Genomic DNA, 17,045 nt, shown 5'->3' with positions numbered 1-17,045 from the left:
AACAGCTTGTAGTTCGGGCAGAGGTGCTTGTAGTCGTTGCAGCTCAGCACCACCGGCACCCCGGCCTCGCGCGCCGCGTCGAGGATGGCGGGTGTCAGCCGCACGTAAATCGCGAAGGCATGCACGATGTCGGGCCGTAAGGTCTCGATCATCCGGGCGAAGGCGTCGCGGGCGCGGGTATTGTAGATCATCGCGGGCAGCCGGGCGGCACGCGCCGCGATGCTTCCATGGCGGTAATCGGCCGCCTCTGGAAACAGATCGGCATGAGGCGCCTTGAGCCCGTCTTCGGCGGCCGAGAAAGCGCCACCTCATGGAGGAACACCTCGGCGCCGCTCTGAACGGTGTAATTGTTACGGGCGAGCAACACTCTCACCTTGGTCCCGTTCCCGTCTGCACCTTTGCGGCCGGCGTCGCCGTCTCGCCCCGGGGTGCTGGCAGAACAGCAGGCATACTTTTTCTCTTTCGGGTATTCTGCGACCCATTGGGGCGCAAGACCCTCCCTTTGCGTCCTGCCATCGCGCCGGAATTGCCGTTACTCCGGCATCGGAGCGAGCCAGTCCGACCCGTTCGCCGCCCGGTTGTGAAGGTGCCGCCGGGCAGGTGCTTGGGGAGGTGCAATCCATGCGCTGAGGCTTCGCGACCCGGAAACGGCACTGAGGACCCTGCCGATGACGCCACGACTGGCTCCCATGTTCTTCTCTCTCGCGCTTTGTGGCGTCCTGTCGGGCTGCGCCACCGGTTTCGTGCGGTTTCCGGTCACCGAGGAAGAGCAGAGCAAGCTGCCCGCGGATGTCCAGGTGATCCGGCTCGACAGCAGAAACATCGCGAGCTTCTCGCAGCCGGCACGACCGCCGCAGCCGACGACCCTGCCTCCGGCCCGGGACTGGGATTACCGGATCGGCGAGGGCGATGTGCTGAGCGTGGTGGTGTTCGACCATCCCGAGCTGACGCTGCCGCTGGGCGACGAGCGCGGCGCGCTCGATTTCGGTTTTCGGGTGCAGTCGGACGGGACCTTCTTCTATCCCTTCATCGGCCAGGTTCCGGCTCGCGGCCGCCGCCCCGAGGAGGTGCGGGCAGATCTGACCCGGCAGCTTGCCGACTATATCTCCGACCCGCAGCTCGAGGTGCGGGTCACCGGTTTCAACTCGCAGCGCGTCGTCGTGGCGGGCGAGGTCGGCACCCCCAACCGGCAACCGCTGACCACCATACCGCTGACCCTGATCGAGGCGGTGAACGCGGCCGGCGGGCTGACCGAACTGGCCGATGCGGAGCGCGTGACGGTGCAGCGTGGCGGCCGACTCTACAATGTCAATCTTGACGGTTTCCTGACCGCCGGGATCGCGCGCAACAACCCGCTGTTGATCGCGGGCGACACCGTGGCGGTTCCGCGACGCCGGGCCAAGGAGGCCTATCTTCTGGGCGAGGTCGATACCCCCTCGCCGGTCGACCTGTCGCAGGAGCCGATCACGCTGACCCAGGCCGTGGCCCGCAGCGGCGGCATCGACGAGCTGCGCGCCGACGCCCGCGGCCTGTTTGTCTTCCGCGGCCGCGAGGAGGGGATCACCGTTTTCCAGCTCGACGTTTCGAGCCCGGGCGGCATGCTGCTGGGGACCCGCTTCCTGCTGGCGCCGCGCGATGTGGTCTATATCACCCGTTCGCCGCTGCAGCGCTGGAACGACACCATCACCGGCATTCTGCCGACGGTGCGCACGGTCGGCCAGATCGACGATATCGGCGACTGACCGGAGTGCATGAAACTGCGTATCCTCACGGTCTGCACCGGCAATATCTGCCGATCGCCGGTCGCGGCGGCGCTGCTGCAGGCGCTGCGGCCCGGTGCCGGGCTTTCGTCGGCCGGGCTCGCGGCGGAACCCGGCCGGGTCGCCGATCCGCTGACGGCAGAGGTAGCGCTGGATCTGGGGGTCGACCTCTCCGGGCATCGCGCACGGCGTTTTTCGGCCGCGATGGGCCGCGAGGCCGATCTGATCTTGGCGATGGCGCCGCGCCATTGCGAGGACATCGTTCGGATTGCGCCCGAACTGACGGGCCGCACCTTTCTTCTCGATCACTGGTGCGGTGGCACTGGCATTCCCGACCCCTACGGAAAACCCCGCGCCTGGCATGAGAGCGTCGTCGACGCGATCCTGCGGGCGACAGAGAGCTGGGCTGAGAGACTATGACCGAGCCGTATCCCCGATCCACCACGCCGCCCGCGGCCACCACGCCGCAGCAGGACGACGACATCGACCTGTCGACGCTCTTCGCTTCGGTCTGGGCGGCGCGCGGGGCGATGCTGAAGGGCGCGGCTGCGGCGCTGGTGCTCGCCGCCGTGATGCTTCTGTTCAGCACGCCGAGCTATCGCGCCACCGCGCTTCTGCAGCTCGAGGAGCGCAGCAACCAGTTGATGCTGCCGACCGACATGGCCGATCTTCTGGAGACGTCACCGCGCGCCGCGACCGAGATCGAGATCGTCGGCTCGCGCCGGATCCTCGGTCAGGCAGTGGCCGCGCTTCATCTCGACTGGAGCGCCCGGCCGATGCGGCTGCCGCTGGTCGGGGGCGTGCTGGCGCGCACCGGGCTCGGGCTGCCCCAGATCGGCTTTCTGACCCGCTACGATACCGGCGATGCCGGGATCGCGCTGACACAGCTCGCGGTGCCGCCGGACTGGGTGGGGCTCGAGCTGACCGCGATCCGGACCGGGCCCGAGAGCTTCCGGCTGACCGATCCGGAGGGCCGGGTCCATGACGGTCGGGTGGGGGTGCCGCTGAGGCTTTCCGAGAAGGGCTTTACCATCGAGATCGGGCGGCTCGACGGCGAGATCGGGCGCGGCTTTCGTATCGTCCAGGTCTCGGTGTCGGATATGGTGAGGCGCCTGCGCGGGATGCTGGGCGTGTCCGAGAAGGGGCGCGATACGGGTATCCTGCAGCTGTCGCTCGTCTCGGATGACCGGCGCCGGGCGGCGCGCGTGCTTGATGCCGTCACCGAGGCCTATGTCCGGCAGAATATCGACCGCAATGCCGCAGAGGCCGCGAGCAGCCTCGATTTCATCCGCGAACAGCTTCCCGAGGCGGTCGAAAGGGTGCGGCAGGCCGAGCTTAAGCTGAATCGCTTCCGTGAGCAGGCCCAGGCCATCGATCTTACCGCCGAGGCGCAGGGGCTTCTGGAACAGTTGCGGGTTCTTGATGCCGAATTGCGGCAACTCGACACCAAGGAAGACGAATTGCAGCGCCGCTTTACGCCGAACCACCCCGAATATCGCAACCTGCTGAACGAGCGTGCCCGCGCCGAGCAGCGCCGCAAGCGGCTGGAGGACGAGGTGGGAGCGCTGCCCGAGACCCAGCGCGAGGTGCTGAACCTGACCCAGGAGCTGGAGCTCGCGCGCGAGATCTATACCCAGCTTCGGGTGCGCGAACAGGAGGTCGCGGTGCTTCGGGCCAGCGCGGTCGGCAATGTGCGGGTGATCGACAGCGCCGAAACCGCGCCCGATCCGGTCAGCCCGCGGGTGGGGTTGACGCTGCTGGTCGGGCTCGTTTTGGGAGCGGTGGCGGCGCTGGCGTGGAGGCTTCTGGCGCAGGCGATCCGCCGGGGCATCCGTGCGCCCGAGGAGATCGAGGCGCTTGGGCTTCCGGTCTTCGCCACGGTGCCGCTGGTGAGCGACATGCCCCGGCAGCGGCCCGGCACCCCACCGCCGATCCTTGCCCGCGACATGCCGCGCGGCCTGGCGGCCGAGGCGTTCCGGTCGCTCCGCACTGCGCTGCGTTTCGGCCTGATCGATGCCGAGCGCCGCAGCATCGCGATCACCGGGCCGACGCCGGATGCGGGCAAGAGCTTCGTCTCGCTCAACCTCGCCATGGTGATGGCCCAGGCCGACCAGAGCGTCTGCCTGATCGATGCCGACATGCGGCGCGGCGAACTCGCCAGGCGGCTGGGCCTGCCCGACGGTCTGCCGGGCCTGTCGGACTATCTCGCGGGCGACACCGAGCTTGACGCGGTGCTGCGACCCGCTCCGGTCGGCGGTCTGAGCCTGATCCCGACCGGGATCTACCCGCCCAACCCCTCCGAGATGATGATGCGGCCGCGCTTTGCCGAGATGATCGAGATGCTTGGCCGCCGCTTCGACTGTGTCATCGTCGACTGCCCGCCGATTCTGGTGGTGACCGATGCCGTCATCGTCGCGCGTGCGGTCGGCGCCACGGTTCTGGTGGCCCGCCACGGCTCCACCGCTCCGGGCGAGATGGCGGCCGCGATGCGGGCGCTCGACGGGGCCGGACGGCCGGCGCATGCGGCGGTGCTGAACGGGTTCGAGCGCCGCCATGCCCGCCCCGGACGAGAAGAGGGATATTACGGCTATGGCTACGGCTACGGTTACAGTTACGAGGCCCCCATCCAACGCGACTGATGTTATGGGCGTCCGGATGGGCATGGCGGCTATCCTGACGCGCCGTTGCCTTCTTACCTCCCGCCGGACGTAATTGCACACTGACGTGCAATTACGTCCGTGATGCGCCTCGCAGCTGCCGACGCGCTAAGAGTGAGGGAAGCAAGATGAACGAGGCCAGCGGTCTCGCGACAGGGAGGCCGTGGCTTGCAGGGCGTGTCGTCTCTGCCGTTCGGAAACGGTCACGGCGTGGTCGGTCCGGCTCCGTGCCTTCCGATGTCCCGGGGAAAGCGTGGGGAACCGAGCGGCCCTTCCTTTACGACTGTCGTTCTCCTGTCCGGACGCGGATGAGCGAGCTGATACTGATCCTGTCGGCCACAGGGCGGGGGGCGGGCGCAGGGTAGGGGCGGTTCGGGCCCACCATATTGCCGATCCCCTTCCGATTTTCGCGACCGCCAAGGTGTCGACAGAAATGCCCTCCCAACCGCTTTCCTCTGCCGGACGGAATGGCCCGGCGGCCCGCGCCGGTCGGCTGTGGCTTCCAGTACGCTGCAGAGCGTCCACGCTGCGGCGGTGCCCGGACTTGGAAAATGCCCGGGGCGAGCGGCGTTTCGTCGCAGCGGCGTTTCCAGGAGGGGGGCTTCCGGCCCCTCGGGGGCCAATCCGGCGCAAAAGCAGCCTATCTTTGCCGACTGGGTTCCGTGGATCATTGAGCCGCCAAGGCGCTCGCTGTACTGGTGGGGCTCGCCGCCGGTCTCCCCCCACTTCGTGCCCGGCGATTTACATTTTGCAGCGTCCCGCTGGGAGACAAAAAATGTGTCCCTCGGATACTGCGTCGTCGTCCGATCCCGGCACCCGGCGCCCCCATTCGGAGGTCGCGGAGGAGACAGCGGCGCATTCTGGAGCACTGAAGACCGCTCGCAACCGGTTCCGGCTTGCGGACGGTACGGTCATGCAATGGACGCTGGAACAGATCTGCGCCATCCTGAAGGTGTCGGAAGAGGGGCTCGGCGCGGCCATCGCCGAGGTGCTGAACGAGTTGACCGCGGCCCTCGGGGCGACGCGGGCCCAGTTGTTGCGGCCGAGTGCCGACGGGCGCTGGCTGATCCTCGAGATGGTCTGGCAACGCGAGCCCGGGCCCTTCACCGGCCTGGTCCGGATCGAGGCTTCGGCGCTTCCGGCCGCCTGGTGGGCCGCGTTCCAGGCCGAGGCCCCCCTGGTCTGCGATGATCTTGCGAATTGCGATCCGGCCCTGTTTCCGGCCAATTCCGCCGCCCTGGCCGGGATCGGTGCGGTGCTGGCGGTTCCGTTCAGCCTCGATGGCCGCTTTGCCGGGGCGCTCCTGCTGTCGGCTCCGGCAGGCCGGCTTCTGCCCGAGGCGGTTCCGACCGAGGCGCTCGCCGCGCTTGCCCAGACGATAGGGTCTCGTCTTGGCTGTGCCGATCTCGCCATGCCCCGGACGTCGCGGCCGCTGTCGGACGAAGCCGGCGGCGTGGCGCCTGCGGCCGATGCGGTGTCGACGGCCGATACCGTGTTGACCTTCGACGGCGACGGACGGGTAACCGGGTGTTGCAGCCGGGATGACCGCGCCGTGGCCGACGGGCTGGAGGGGCTCGCCGGGATGATGCCCGAGGATTTCCTGCTGCCCGAACAGACCGCCCGGCTGCGCGCGGCCTTCGATCACTGCCGCATCGGGGGCGCGTCGAGCCCGTTTCCGCTGCGCCTGCCGACCCGGGCCGGGCCGCGCGAGATGCGGGCGATGGTCTTCGAGCGGGCCGCCCCGGAAGCGGCGCCCGAGGGCGCTCCGGCCGGTCTCGGTCTCCTGCTGCAGGATGTTTCCGGTGCCGGGCCCGATCGGCGGCATGCCGGGATGTGCGCCCGGGCCATGGAGGCGATGAGCGTTCCGGCGGTGATGACCGACGCATCCTGTCGCATCGCCTGGATGAATGCCGCCTTCGAACGCCGCACCGGCTTCGGCTTTTTCGAAGCGCTCGGCAGCACACCCGCAGAGCTTCTTCGGATCGAGATGCCGGTGCCCGGCGATGGCGACCGCCTGAGCGCGGCGCGTCTCGCCCGCCGTCCGATCCGTATCGAAATTCAGTGCCGGACCAAATCGGGCGCGGCGATCCTCCTCGACGTCTCGATCGTGCCGCTCTTCGATGCGGCGGGCACCTGTCTCGGAACCTTCGCGACGGCGATCGACATCAGCGAACGCCGGGCGCGCGAGACCGCGCTTGCCGGGGGCGAAGGGTCGGTCCGCACCGCCCGGGACGCACTGGTGAACGCGCTCGAGGCATTGCCGGACGGCTTTGCCTGTTTCGATGCCGAGGACCGTCTGGTGATCTGCAATGCCCGGTTCCGGGATATGCTGCCGATGGCGGGTACCCCGATCGTGCCGGGCCTGGGCTTTCGCGAGCTCTTCGAGAGCGCTTTGAGGCAAGGCATGCCCCGGGGCGATCCGGAGCAGCGCGCCCGCTGGATCGCCGGGCAGGAGACGGCTCGATGCTGCGGCGCGCGGATTCTGGAGGGCGAGCGTCGCGATGGAGGCTGGCTGCGCCTGAGCGACTTGCCGACCTCGGATGGCGGCCGCGTCGTGTTGTGCACCGACATCACCGCGCTCAAGCGCGACGCCCGGCGGACGCGCGAGAAACTGGTCGCGGCGATGGACGCGTCGGTCGACGGCGTCGCCATCACCGACAGCGCCGGGGCGTATCTCTACATGAACCGGGCCTGCCGCGAGATGCTCGGGATCGGCGCCGGGGCGGATATCCGGGCCCATGTCTGGCAGGAGTTCCATTCCGAGGAGGAGGTCGCGCGCATTCGGGCGGTCTCGGAGCGGCCGTTGCAGACCCGCGGCATCTGGACCGGCCTCGTGGTAGCACGCAGAACCGATGGCGGAAGCGTCGAGCAGGAAGTATCGGTGACCCGGCAGGCCGATGGCTGCAAGCTCTGCATCAGCCGCGACGTGTCCGAGCGCCGGCGGGTCGAACGCAACGCGCTGCGCCTGCGCGAAGAGCTGCAGCTCGCGCAGCGCCGTCAGGTGATCGCCCAGGTTGCAGCCGGGCTGATGCATGACTTCAACAACCTGCTGGCGACGGTGTCCGGCTCGGCCACGCTGTTGCGCAACGGGGGCGATGCCGAGAGCAATATCGCCCGCATCTTGGCCGCCAGCGCGCAGGCCGGGGCGCTGGTCAACCGGCTGGCCTCGCTGGAGCAGCGCGCGCATCGTCCCGACCTGATCGATCTGCGCGATCCGCTCGAGGAGGCGGTCAACCTGGTCCGGGCCGGTGCCGGCAGCGGATTGTCGCTGACGCTTCGCCTGCCGAGCGAGCCGATGCTGGCGGTCGCCGACCCGACCGATGTGATCCAGGTTTTTCTGAACCTTTTGCTGAACGCGCGCGATGCGATCTGCTGGCGGACCCCGCAGGCCTGCCGCGGTGAGATCACGGTGACCGCCGAACTGGCCCATGGTCGTGCCCTGCGCCGCAAGCCTCGGATCGGCCAGCTCTTGCCGGATCGGCGCTATTTCCGTATTTGCGTTAGCGATAACGGCTCCGGCATCGGCTGGGCGGTCCGGCGGCGTCTGTTCGAGCCATATTTCTCGACCAAGGGCAACGGGGGCACCGGTCTGGGCCTGTCGATCGTCGAGGGTGCGGTGACCGAAAATGGCGGGGCCATCGGGCTGCAGAGCCGCCGCGGCTGCGGCTCCCGGTTCAGTGTGTTCTGGCCCGAGGCCGGAGAGGAGCCGCATGAAGACCTGTGCGCGGCAGGGCCGCCCTGCGGCCGGCTGGCCGGCCGCAGGATATTGCTTTCCGACGGCGATCAGGAGGCGTTGCGTATCCTGTCAGTCTATCTTGAAACGGCCGGCGCCGAAGTGGCGGCGAGCAACAACCCAGAGGATATTCTGGAGGCCGTCCGCAGCGATCCCGAGAATTGGGATCTTCTGGTGACGGATTTCGACATGCCGAGGCTGACCGGAGCCGATCTGGCTGCCGCGGTGCGGACATATGCGCCGGACCTGCCGGCTCTGCTGGTCACGGCCCTGCCCGACCGGCATCTGCGGTCGGGAGCGGCCCGCCGCGATCTGTTTTCCGGTGTCCTCGGCAAGCCGGTTGCCTCGGTCGATCTTGTCGCCGGGGCCGTGGCTGCGATTGGAGGAAGACAGACAGAACGATGACGATTAAGGTATTGGTTGCTGACGATCACGAACTTCTGCGGGACACGCTGGAGCTTTATTTTCAACAGTCCGACGGGGTCGATGCCGACTTCGTCGGCGACTATCCGTCCGCGCTGGAAAAGATGCAGGGAGAGACGGAATACGATCTCGTTCTGCTGGATTACAGCATGCGGGGCATGAACGGGCTCGAGGGGCTGAAGGCCGCGCTCGATGTCGCCGGATCGAACCGGGTGGCGCTGATGTCGGGCATCGCTCCGCGCGATGTGGCAGCCGAGGCGCTTAACCTCGGGGCGGCGGGGTTTGTGCCGAAGACGCTCTCGGCCAAGTCGCTGCTGAGTGCGGTGCGCTTCATGGCCGAAGGCGAGCGCTATGCGCCGATCGACTTTCTGATGGGCGAGGATCAGACCAGCCTGGCGAATCCGCTGGCCGAAAAGCTTCTGAGCCGCGAGGTGCAGGTGTTGCGGCGGCTTCGGGCGGGGATGTCGAACAAGGAGATCGCCCGTGAACTGGGCGTCACCGAGCCGACGGTCAAGCTCTATCTGAAATCGCTTTTCCGCAAGATCAACGTCAATAATCGTACCCAGGCCGCGTTGTTCGCGCAGGAAAACGGTTTGTTCTAGGGAGGTAGCGCCCCGGTTCCGAAGCGTTCGGCTGGGCACGGGGGGCAGGTTTTGCCGCGTCGGGCTTGTCGGTGCGCTCGGGGCAGGACGCTGTCCGGCGGGACCCGTATGGTTCGGGTCGCGCTGAGGCGCGAGCGGCGGCATGCCAGAACTGAAACGGCAAACGCTGCCGCTACCCGGCCTCGGATGTTTCCTCCGAATGCTCGGGCCGGCGGGCTGCCTCATGTCCGATGCGACAGGTCATCCCCCTCGATCAACTACGTTGCCGAAGATGCGACAGCAGAAGTTCTGAAGGAGATTGTCATGGATGGTGCGGAGACCTGCTCGACTGACCTGCTCCCCGTAGAGTCCGCGGTTATTAGTTGGCTCTGTTCAGGTTTTGGTCCTCTACTGACCGTTGGTGATACTCCCGCGGGGTGAGCCCGTGGAGGCTCGAATGCGGGCGGTGGTGATTGTAATCCTCGCGCCAAGCCGCGATCAGGTCTCGGGCATGGCGCAAGTTGGCAAACATGTGCTCGTTCAGGCACTCGTCACGCAGTCGGCCATTGAAGCTTTCCACGGTGAGCGTCGCAGCGCCATCGGTTCGAGCGAGCCGCGAACGTTTTGCATTGGCTTGCCAGGGGCAATGTAGTGCCACTCGACCTTGCGACCCTCCTGCCATTTCAGGATGGCGTTCGACGTCAGTTCCGTTCCGTTGTCGCTGACCACCATGCAGGGGGAGCCGCGCAGTCGGGCGATGTTGTCCAGTTCACGCGCCACGCGTTGCCCGGAAAGGGACGTGTCGACCACGCAGGCCAGGCACTCCCGGCTGAAGTCGTCGATGACGCACAGAACCCGGAAACGACGCCCGTCTGACAGGCTATCCGACACGAAGTCCAGCGACCATCTTTGGTTCGGGCCTTGCGGGGTTGCCATCGGCGCACGGGTGCCAATCGCCCGTTTCCGGCCACCACGCTTGCGCACCGTCAGGCCCTCTTCGAGGTAGATCCGATAGAGTTTCTTCCAGTTCACTTTCCAGCCCTCCCTGTTCAGCAGAATGTGCAGGCGCCGATAACCGAACCGCCTGCGTTCCCCGGACAACTCTTTCAAACGCTGACGCAGTCCTTGGTCCTGCGGCCTGCTTGACCTTCGCCGATAGACACGCGGATCAAGCCCGGCCAAGGCACACGCCCTCCGCTGGTTATAGTTCTTCTCTGTCATGGCCCAGTCCACGGCACGTCTCCGAGCACCGGGCTTCAAAAGTTTTTTCCCAGCATTTCCTTGAGTGTGGCGACGTCGAGTATGTGCTCCGCCAGCATCTTCTTCAGCTTGGCGTTCTCAGTCTCCAGGGCCTTCAGCCTCTTGGCCTCGGACACTTCCATGCCGCCATACTTCGAGCGCCATTTGTAGAAGGTGCCATCGCTGATGCCGTGCTTGCGGCACAGTTCCTTGGCACCTATCCCGGCCTGATGCTCCTTCAAGATGCCAATGATCTGCTCTTCGCTGAAACGGCTTTTCCGCATCGTCTGTCTCCTCGTTTGGAGAACAGGCTAACCTCAAACCGCGGACTGTTCAGGGGAGCACGTAACGACGATAGGTTTGAGCCATGGCTTGAACGGCCGCTTCCGTGATCCGCGGGCGGCACGGGCTTGAGGTGTCGAACAGCGGCTATCGGCAGATTGTGTTGACAAACTCCGGCCGCGGTTGAGAGTCCGTCTGAGTTTGGAACACCGTTCTTCACAGGGGCCGCAAAGGTCCATTTACGAGGCGGGATCGCAGAAAAGCGGAACCATGTCCCGTGAGCTTGTGCCCTGCGGCCCCGCAAGCGAGTTTTTCAACAGTATCGGCAGGGAGCAGCAGGCGGACCGACCGCGCGCTTGGCGGTTGACGTCGCCTGGACGCTCTCTGCCGCGCAGCGTCTCCGAACCGGTCGTTTGTCCTCGGTGCGGCAAGCTGTCCCTTACGGAAGTCCGCAGTGCGGTGGTGCCGATGCCATCACCGAGGCGCCCCGCGGCTGACCAATGAGGGACGCATCTGCTCTGGCGACGGGCATTGGACCCGCTTCGTTCCCCGTGCGTGACCTCAGGCTGTCACAATCGCTTTCGTTATATAGCTTGATAACATAACGAATCAGCGGCGGCGCCGTGCGGCGGGGTCCGCAAGAATTGGGGGACAGACATGTCATTGCTTTTACGGGTGGTGGGAACCAGCTGTCTGGTTTCGTGCGGCTTCGGCCTGCCGGCCCTTGCCCAGCAGTCTTCGGACGGACCGGACGAGGTCTTCGCGCTTGGCGAGATCGTGGTCCGGTCGTCGGACGAGACGACGCAGGGGGGCACCAGCAGCACGATCAGCGCCGAAGAGATCAAGCGGACCAACCGCGCCACGCTGGACGACGCGCTGCGCACGCTGCCCGGCGTCTCGGTCGGCAATACCGGCGGGTCGCGCAACGAGCGGCTGATCTTCGTGCGCGGCTTCGACCGCTTTCAGGTGCCGCTTTACGTCGACGGGATCCGCGTCTACCTGCCTGCGGACAACCGGCTCGACTTCGGGCGCTTTCTGACGCCGGATCTTGCGGAAACCCAGATCCAGAAGGGCTATGTCTCGGTGCTGAACGGGCCGGGCGGCATGGGCGGCGCGATCAACCTGGTCACGCGGCAACCGACCGAAGTCTTCGAGGGCGAGGCAAGGGTCGGGCTGGAAGCCGGCAACCGCGGCGATGTGACGACCCGCACCGGTTACCTGTCGCTGGGCAGCCGGATGGACCGGTTCTTTGTCCAGGGCAGCTACCTTACGCGCGACAACAACGGATACTACCTGTCCCGCGACTATACGCCGACGGAAGTGCAGGGGTCGGGACGCCGGGACTATTCCGACAGCGAGGACAGCCGCCTGAACCTGAAATTCGGCTTTACCCCCAACGCGACCGACGAATACGTGCTGAGCTATACCCGGCAGGAGGGCTCGAAGAACGCCCCCTACAATGTCGATCAGCCGGTGCGGGGCATCACGCCCGCGCCGCTGCCGGTCGGCGCCAGCTATCAGCGCGACTGGGAATGGCCGGAATGGGATCTCGAGGGGCTGACCTTCTATTCGACCACCGATCTGGGCGGCGGCGCCTGGCTGAAGACCAAGCTCTTCCACCACCAGTTCGACAATGTGCTTTCGGCCTATGACGACTACACCCATAGCAGCCAGACCGTCGGGCGGGCGTTCGACAGCACCTATGACGACACCGCTTGGGGCGGGACCCTCGAGCTTGGCTCGGATATCGGCCCACGCAACACGCTGACATCGGCATTCCACTACCGCTATGACCGGCACCGCAACACTCAGCTGTCGCGTCCCGACATCAACAGCGTTCCCGACCCGACCGAGACCAGCCGGGAACGGACCCTGTCCTTCGCCCTCGAGGACCGCTTTCAGATGCGCGAGGATCTGAGCCTCGTGGGCGGGCTCAGCTTCGACCGGGCCGAGGTTCTGTCGGCGAGCCGCACCAGCACCGATTATGGCGATCCGGTCGGGTCGTCCGATGCCGTGAACTGGCAGCTTGCGGCGATCTGGACGCCCGGGGCGGGCGGCGAATACCATGCCAGCCTGTCGTCGCGGACCCGCTTTCCGACCCTCTTCGAGCGCTACAGCACCCGCTTCGGAACCGCCGTGCCGAACCCTGACCTCGACGCCGAGCGCGCCTTGACCGCCGAGATCGGCTATCGCGGCGATCTGGGGCCGGTCGCGGTCGAGAGCGCGCTGTTCTACAGCGAGATCGACGACACGATCCAGTCGCTGAATGTCGGGGTCGGCCTGACGCAGAACCAGAACGTCGGCGACGGGACCTATGCCGGCTTCGAGATCGGCGCCCGCACCGACCTGACCGGCAGTCTGGCGCTGTCGGCCAACTACACCTATCTCGACCGCGACATCACCGACCCGATCCGCCCCGGCCTGAAGGCCACGGACACGCCGCGCCACAGCGCCTATCTGCGGCTCGACTGGCAGGCGACCGCAAGCTTCTCGATCGCGCCGTCGCTGGAACTGTCCAGCTCGCGGCTTTCCGACAGCGCGATCCAGCCGGCCGATCCGACCGATGTCTCCTATACCCGGAATGCCGGGTTCGGTCTGGTCAACCTCGCCATGGAATGGAAGGCCAGCGACCGGGCCAGCATCGTCTTCGGGGTCCGGAACGCCCTCGACAAGAATTACGAGCTGGTCGAGGGCTTTCCCGAGGCAGGCCGGGCGTTCTACCTGACCACGGCCTACACGTTCTGACCGGCGGAGGCCCCGGCAACGGGGCCTTCGTCTTCCCGGCCGGAGGGGCCGGAAAAATGCAGCCGGCCTCCGGGCAGGGCGTCGCGCCGGACCGGAATGTCGTAAAGACGTGTCATCCGCGCGGCGGTCATGACCTCTGCGGCAGGCCCCGCCGCCAGAATGCCGCCGCGTTCGATCAAGAGCGCCTCATGGCCCAGATCGGCGGCCTGATCGGGATCGTGGGTGCAGAGCAGAACGCCGATCCCGCGCGAGGCGAGCCCCTGGATCGCCCGGCCGACCCGGATGCGGTTGGCGAAATCGAGGCTGGCGGTGGGCTCGTCCATCGCGACGGCCTCGGCGCCCTGGGCGATGGCGCGGGCGATCAGCACCATCTGCCGCTGTCCGCCCGACAGCCGCGTGATCTCGACCGGGCCGAGATCGTCGATCCCCAGAAGGGCCAGCGCCGCCTCGGCGCGCGCGATCTCGGTCGCGCGCGGCCGCGCGAACGGGCCAAGCCGCGCCGCCGCCCCCATCAGCACCAGATCGAGCGCGCGCCAGGCGAACGGGGTGGCGAGGGTCTGCGGCACATAGGCCAGCCGCTGGGCGATCTCGGCCCGGCTGAGATCCGAAAGCGGGTGCCCGCCCAGAAAGACCGCGCCTCCCAGCGGCTGCATCAGGCCCAGCAGCGTGCGGAAAAGCGTGGTCTTGCCGACCCCGTTCGGCCCGAGAAGACAGAGGATACGCCCGCGGTGAAGGCCAAGGCTGACCTCTTCGAGGAGCGCCCGCCCGCCATGCCCCACGGCCAGCCCGCGGGCTTCGACCAGCGGCGTCACTCGGCCCATGTCCGTCCCCCTCGCGCCAGGAGCCACAGGAAGACCGGCCCACCCAGGACCGCCGTGAGAATGCCCAGCGGCACCTCCTGTTGGGCGATGCACCGGGCCGCCGCGTCGACCAGCACCATCAGCGCGGCCCCCATGGCCAGCGCCACCGGCAGCAGCCGGTCGAAACGCGGGCCGGTGATCAGCCGCGCCATATGTGGCACCATCAGCCCGACCCAACCGATCACGCCCGCGACCGATACGGCGGCCGCGGTCACCAGCGTGGCCGACAGGATCACCAGAAGCCGCAGCCGTCCAGCCTCGACCCCCAGGGTTCGCGCCTCGTCATCGCCGAGCGCCAGCAGACCGATCCGCCAGCGCAGCGCGATCAGCGGAAGAAGGCCCGCGACGATCGCGGGCAGGGCCGCGGCGACATCGGCCTGCTTGATCCCCGCAAGGCTGCCCATCAGCCAGAAGGTGATCGCGGGCAACTGGTCGTCGGGATCGGCCATCAGCTTGACCAGCGAGATCCCCGCCCCCGCGATGGCCGCGACCGCCATGCCGCACAGCACGACCACCAGCACCTGTCCCATGCCGCGCAGCGCCAGCGCGATGGCCATGACCAGAGCGATGGTGCCGATCCCGAAGGCGAACCCCATCAGCTGGATCGCCAGTACCGGCAGGCCCAGCAGGATGCCCAGCACCGCCCCCAGCCCCGCGCCCTGCGACACGCCCAGAATGTCCGGAGCCACCAGCGGGTTGCGAAAGACCGTCTGATAGGCCGCGCCCGCCGCCGCCAGCGCGGCCCCGATCAGGGCCGCCGCCACGACCCGCGGCAGACGGATGTTCCACAGCACGATGGCCGCCTGCGGATCGGGCGGCCGGCCGATCAGCGTTTCGGCCACATCGACGGGCGACAGCGGGTAAGGCCCCAGCATCGCCCCTGCCGCCAGCGCTCCGGCCAGACCCAGCGCCAGAAGCGGCGCCGCCGCGCGCTCACTCACCGGGATGCCCGGACCCCAGAAGCCCTGCCAGCGCCGCCCGGTCGGGCGTCACGCCGTAAAACAGCGTGTAGAACCGGGCCACCTCGGCCTCGATGTCGGGTGCGGCCGCTTCGGGATAAAGCTTCTGCGCCAGCCATTTCAGTCCGATCAGACGGTTGACCGAGGGCGGACTGTCGATAAAGCCGAAGGGCGCCGCCGGGGCCAGATAGACCCGCCCGTCGCGCACCGCCGGAATTCCCTGCCATTCGGGCATCGTGCCGACATGCGCCGCGAAATCCGCGTCGATGGTCACGATCACCTCCGGCGCCCAGGCCTGCACCTGTTCGGGCGACACCGTGGCGAGGCCGTCCGGTCCGGCCGCAACGACGTTCCGGCCACCGACGCGGTCAATGATCTCGGCGTTGATCGAGCCCCGCGCGGCTGTCTCGATCCCCTCGGGGCCGCGCGCCAGATAGACGGTTGGGCGCCGGTCCTCGGGAATGGCCGCCAGGATCGCGTCGATCCCGGCGAAGGTCGCTTCGGCATAGGCGGCCAGGGTCTCGCCCCGCTGGGTCTCGGCCAGCAGCTCGCCAAGCGTGCGCAGGGTGGCGGGGATCGTCGGCAAGGACCCGTCGATCAGGGCATAGGGCGTGCCGGTCTGCGCCTGCACCCGCCGGGCCAAGTCGCGATAGGTGGCGTTCACCGTACCGTAATCGACGATCAGGTCGGGCCGGGCCGTCAGCAGCACCTCGAGGTTCACCGTGTCACCCTTGCCGGTCAGCCGGCCGAGCGCGGGCAGATCGCGCGTGCCGGGCCGCAGGAAAGGCATATCCTCGGCCCCCGGCGCGCGCGGCCAGCCGACCATGGCATCGGGTTTCAGCGTGTAAAGCAGCGTGGCTGCAGGCGGCCCCGCCGCGAAGACGCGCCTGGGGTCGGCCGGAACCTCGATCTGGCGGCCGGTGGCGTCGGTGATGGTGCGCGTTTCCGCGGCCGCGGTCAGTGCCGCAAGCCCCATGGCAAGCGCCCCCGCCATCAGCGCGGTGAGGCGAAGTGGCATCATGGCAGAAGCCCGAATTCGGGTTTGAGATCGACCAGCGGCGTGCCGTCGATGCAGTCGAGGCCGCGCACGGTCAGGACGTTTCCCTCGACGCGCAAGAGCCGGACAAGCGACGAGGCGATGGGGTTCGGCCGAAGCGGCGAACGCAATGCGAAGGTTCCCAGCGAGCCGTCGCCGAAGAACGGGTTCTGCCGCACGACATCGCGCCGCGACAGGTGCATCCAGTAAAGGACCTGCATCCGGTCCTTGCCCGCGACTCCCTCGAGCGCCGAGAGCCAGCGGGCGTCCAGCACGATCCGGCAGTCGGGTCCGTTCACCGGGTCGCCGCGTCGCGGGCACTCGGCGCGTTGAGCCCAGGGCGTGCGGATGCGGCCGATGAACCACAGACCGGCGTCGAAGGCGTCGGGTACGGGCACGCATTCCTCATGCGGGCGCAGAGTTTCGGAGGCAGCCAGGGTCATGGCCGTCGATCCGCTTGTGCCACGGGGTCCGTCCCGTGGAAGCAGCGGCCGTAAGGCCCTGCGGGACGCGAGACGCCCCTGCTCGTTCCGTCACGTTCTTTCGGTGTCATCGTGCTTCGATCTCCTGCCATCTTTTCGGCCGGTCCGGGCAGAGGCGCCCTCTCGGCAGCGCGGCCAGCATTCGCTATGTTGCAGAACTATATAGCGTTGCGCTAAGCAGCAGGGTCAAGGGCGCTTTCACGCCGACCGGTGGCCTCACGGTCGGGTCCGACGGGTCTGCCTGACTTTTGGGCGTCTTGCCGCTACACTGGCATACGGGGCTTCAGC

The 17,045-nt window shown here is 67.6% G+C and carries 10 protein-coding genes and 1 pseudogene; 6 read left to right on the top strand and 5 right to left on the bottom strand.

Annotated elements, in window-relative coordinates:
- Positions 1-689: 689 nt before the first annotated feature.
- The 5 genes from A6W98_RS14715 (at position 690) to A6W98_RS14695 (ending at position 9,175) form a co-directional block, all read left to right on the top strand.
- Complete coding sequence (locus A6W98_RS14715) at positions 690-1,742, top strand: polysaccharide biosynthesis/export family protein (RefSeq protein WP_042462626.1); 1,053 nt, start codon at positions 690-692, stop codon at positions 1,740-1,742.
- Between the two features lie 9 nt (positions 1,743-1,751).
- Complete coding sequence (locus tag A6W98_RS14710; protein ID WP_042462623.1) at positions 1,752-2,180, top strand: low molecular weight protein-tyrosine-phosphatase; 429 nt, start codon at positions 1,752-1,754, stop codon at positions 2,178-2,180.
- Complete coding sequence (locus tag A6W98_RS14705) at positions 2,177-4,399, top strand: polysaccharide biosynthesis tyrosine autokinase (RefSeq protein ID WP_042462622.1); 2,223 nt, start codon at positions 2,177-2,179, stop codon at positions 4,397-4,399. The genes A6W98_RS14710 and A6W98_RS14705 overlap by 4 nt, the downstream gene beginning before the upstream one ends.
- A gap of 931 nt (positions 4,400-5,330) precedes the next feature.
- Positions 5,331-8,555, top strand: a complete 3,225-nt coding sequence (locus A6W98_RS14700) for a PAS domain-containing protein (protein ID WP_052678076.1) — start codon at positions 5,331-5,333, stop codon at positions 8,553-8,555.
- Positions 8,552-9,175 carry a LuxR C-terminal-related transcriptional regulator gene (locus tag A6W98_RS14695; protein ID WP_237399086.1) on the top strand — a complete coding sequence of 208 codons (624 nt, stop codon included), beginning with the start codon at positions 8,552-8,554 and terminating at the stop codon, positions 9,173-9,175. The genes A6W98_RS14700 and A6W98_RS14695 overlap by 4 nt, the downstream gene beginning before the upstream one ends.
- A 358-nt stretch (positions 9,176-9,533) precedes the next feature.
- On the opposite strand, the pseudogene A6W98_RS21530 reads toward A6W98_RS14695, so the two are convergent.
- Positions 9,534-10,677: pseudogene (locus tag A6W98_RS21530) on the bottom strand (IS3 family transposase).
- A gap of 655 nt (positions 10,678-11,332) precedes the next feature.
- On the opposite strand from A6W98_RS21530, the gene A6W98_RS14680 reads away from it, so the two are divergent.
- On the top strand, positions 11,333-13,420 hold the full coding sequence (locus tag A6W98_RS14680; RefSeq protein WP_081251951.1) for a TonB-dependent receptor plug domain-containing protein: 2,088 nt from the start codon (positions 11,333-11,335) through the stop codon (positions 13,418-13,420).
- On the opposite strand, the gene A6W98_RS14675 is transcribed toward A6W98_RS14680, so the two are convergent.
- From A6W98_RS14675 to A6W98_RS14660, 4 genes are read right to left on the bottom strand one after another with little or no spacing between them, the layout of a single operon-like run.
- Complete coding sequence (locus A6W98_RS14675; RefSeq protein WP_081251950.1) at positions 13,408-14,241, bottom strand: ABC transporter ATP-binding protein; 834 nt, start codon at positions 14,239-14,241, stop codon at positions 13,408-13,410. The genes A6W98_RS14680 and A6W98_RS14675 overlap by 13 nt on opposite strands.
- A complete protein-coding gene (locus A6W98_RS14670; protein ID WP_042462618.1) occupies positions 14,229-15,221 on the bottom strand; it encodes a FecCD family ABC transporter permease in 993 nt (330 codons plus the stop codon). The genes A6W98_RS14675 and A6W98_RS14670 overlap by 13 nt, the downstream gene beginning before the upstream one ends.
- Entirely contained in the window at positions 15,214-16,260 is a 1,047-nt protein-coding gene (locus A6W98_RS14665) for an iron ABC transporter substrate-binding protein (RefSeq protein ID WP_196760188.1), read from the bottom strand. Before A6W98_RS14665 ends, A6W98_RS14670 begins: the two co-directional genes overlap by 8 nt.
- The gene (locus tag A6W98_RS14660) at positions 16,257-16,718 is read right to left on the bottom strand and encodes an SAM-dependent methyltransferase (protein WP_042462616.1); all 462 of its coding nucleotides are present in this window, start codon (positions 16,716-16,718) and stop codon (positions 16,257-16,259) included. Before A6W98_RS14660 ends, A6W98_RS14665 begins: the two co-directional genes overlap by 4 nt.
- Positions 16,719-17,045 lie beyond the last annotated feature (327 nt).

Source organism: Rhodovulum sulfidophilum DSM 1374 (genome assembly GCF_001633165.1).
GTDB lineage: Bacteria > Pseudomonadota > Alphaproteobacteria > Rhodobacterales > Rhodobacteraceae > Rhodovulum > Rhodovulum sulfidophilum.
Note: the sequence above shows the minus strand (reverse complement) of the source record. Positions and strands in the feature narration are given on the sequence as shown.

Bases quoted from the DNA above. Each gene is read 5' to 3' on its own strand.
- A6W98_RS14700 (WP_052678076.1), top strand. From the start codon at position 5,331: ATGCAATGGACGCTGGAACAGATCTGCGCCATCCTGAAGGTGTCGGAA.
- A6W98_RS14675 (WP_081251950.1), bottom strand. From the start codon at position 14,241: ATGGGCCGAGTGACGCCGCTGGTCGAAGCCCGCGGGCTGGCCGTGGGG.
- A6W98_RS14660 (WP_042462616.1), bottom strand. From the start codon at position 16,718: ATGACCCTGGCTGCCTCCGAAACTCTGCGCCCGCATGAGGAATGCGTG.
- A6W98_RS14695 (WP_237399086.1), top strand. From the start codon at position 8,552: ATGACGATTAAGGTATTGGTTGCTGACGATCACGAACTTCTGCGGGAC.
- A6W98_RS14715 (WP_042462626.1), top strand. From the start codon at position 690: ATGTTCTTCTCTCTCGCGCTTTGTGGCGTCCTGTCGGGCTGCGCCACC.
- A6W98_RS14705 (WP_042462622.1), top strand. From the start codon at position 2,177: ATGACCGAGCCGTATCCCCGATCCACCACGCCGCCCGCGGCCACCACG.
- A6W98_RS14710 (WP_042462623.1), top strand. From the start codon at position 1,752: ATGAAACTGCGTATCCTCACGGTCTGCACCGGCAATATCTGCCGATCG.
- A6W98_RS14665 (WP_196760188.1), bottom strand. From the start codon at position 16,260: ATGATGCCACTTCGCCTCACCGCGCTGATGGCGGGGGCGCTTGCCATG.
- A6W98_RS14680 (WP_081251951.1), top strand. From the start codon at position 11,333: ATGTCATTGCTTTTACGGGTGGTGGGAACCAGCTGTCTGGTTTCGTGC.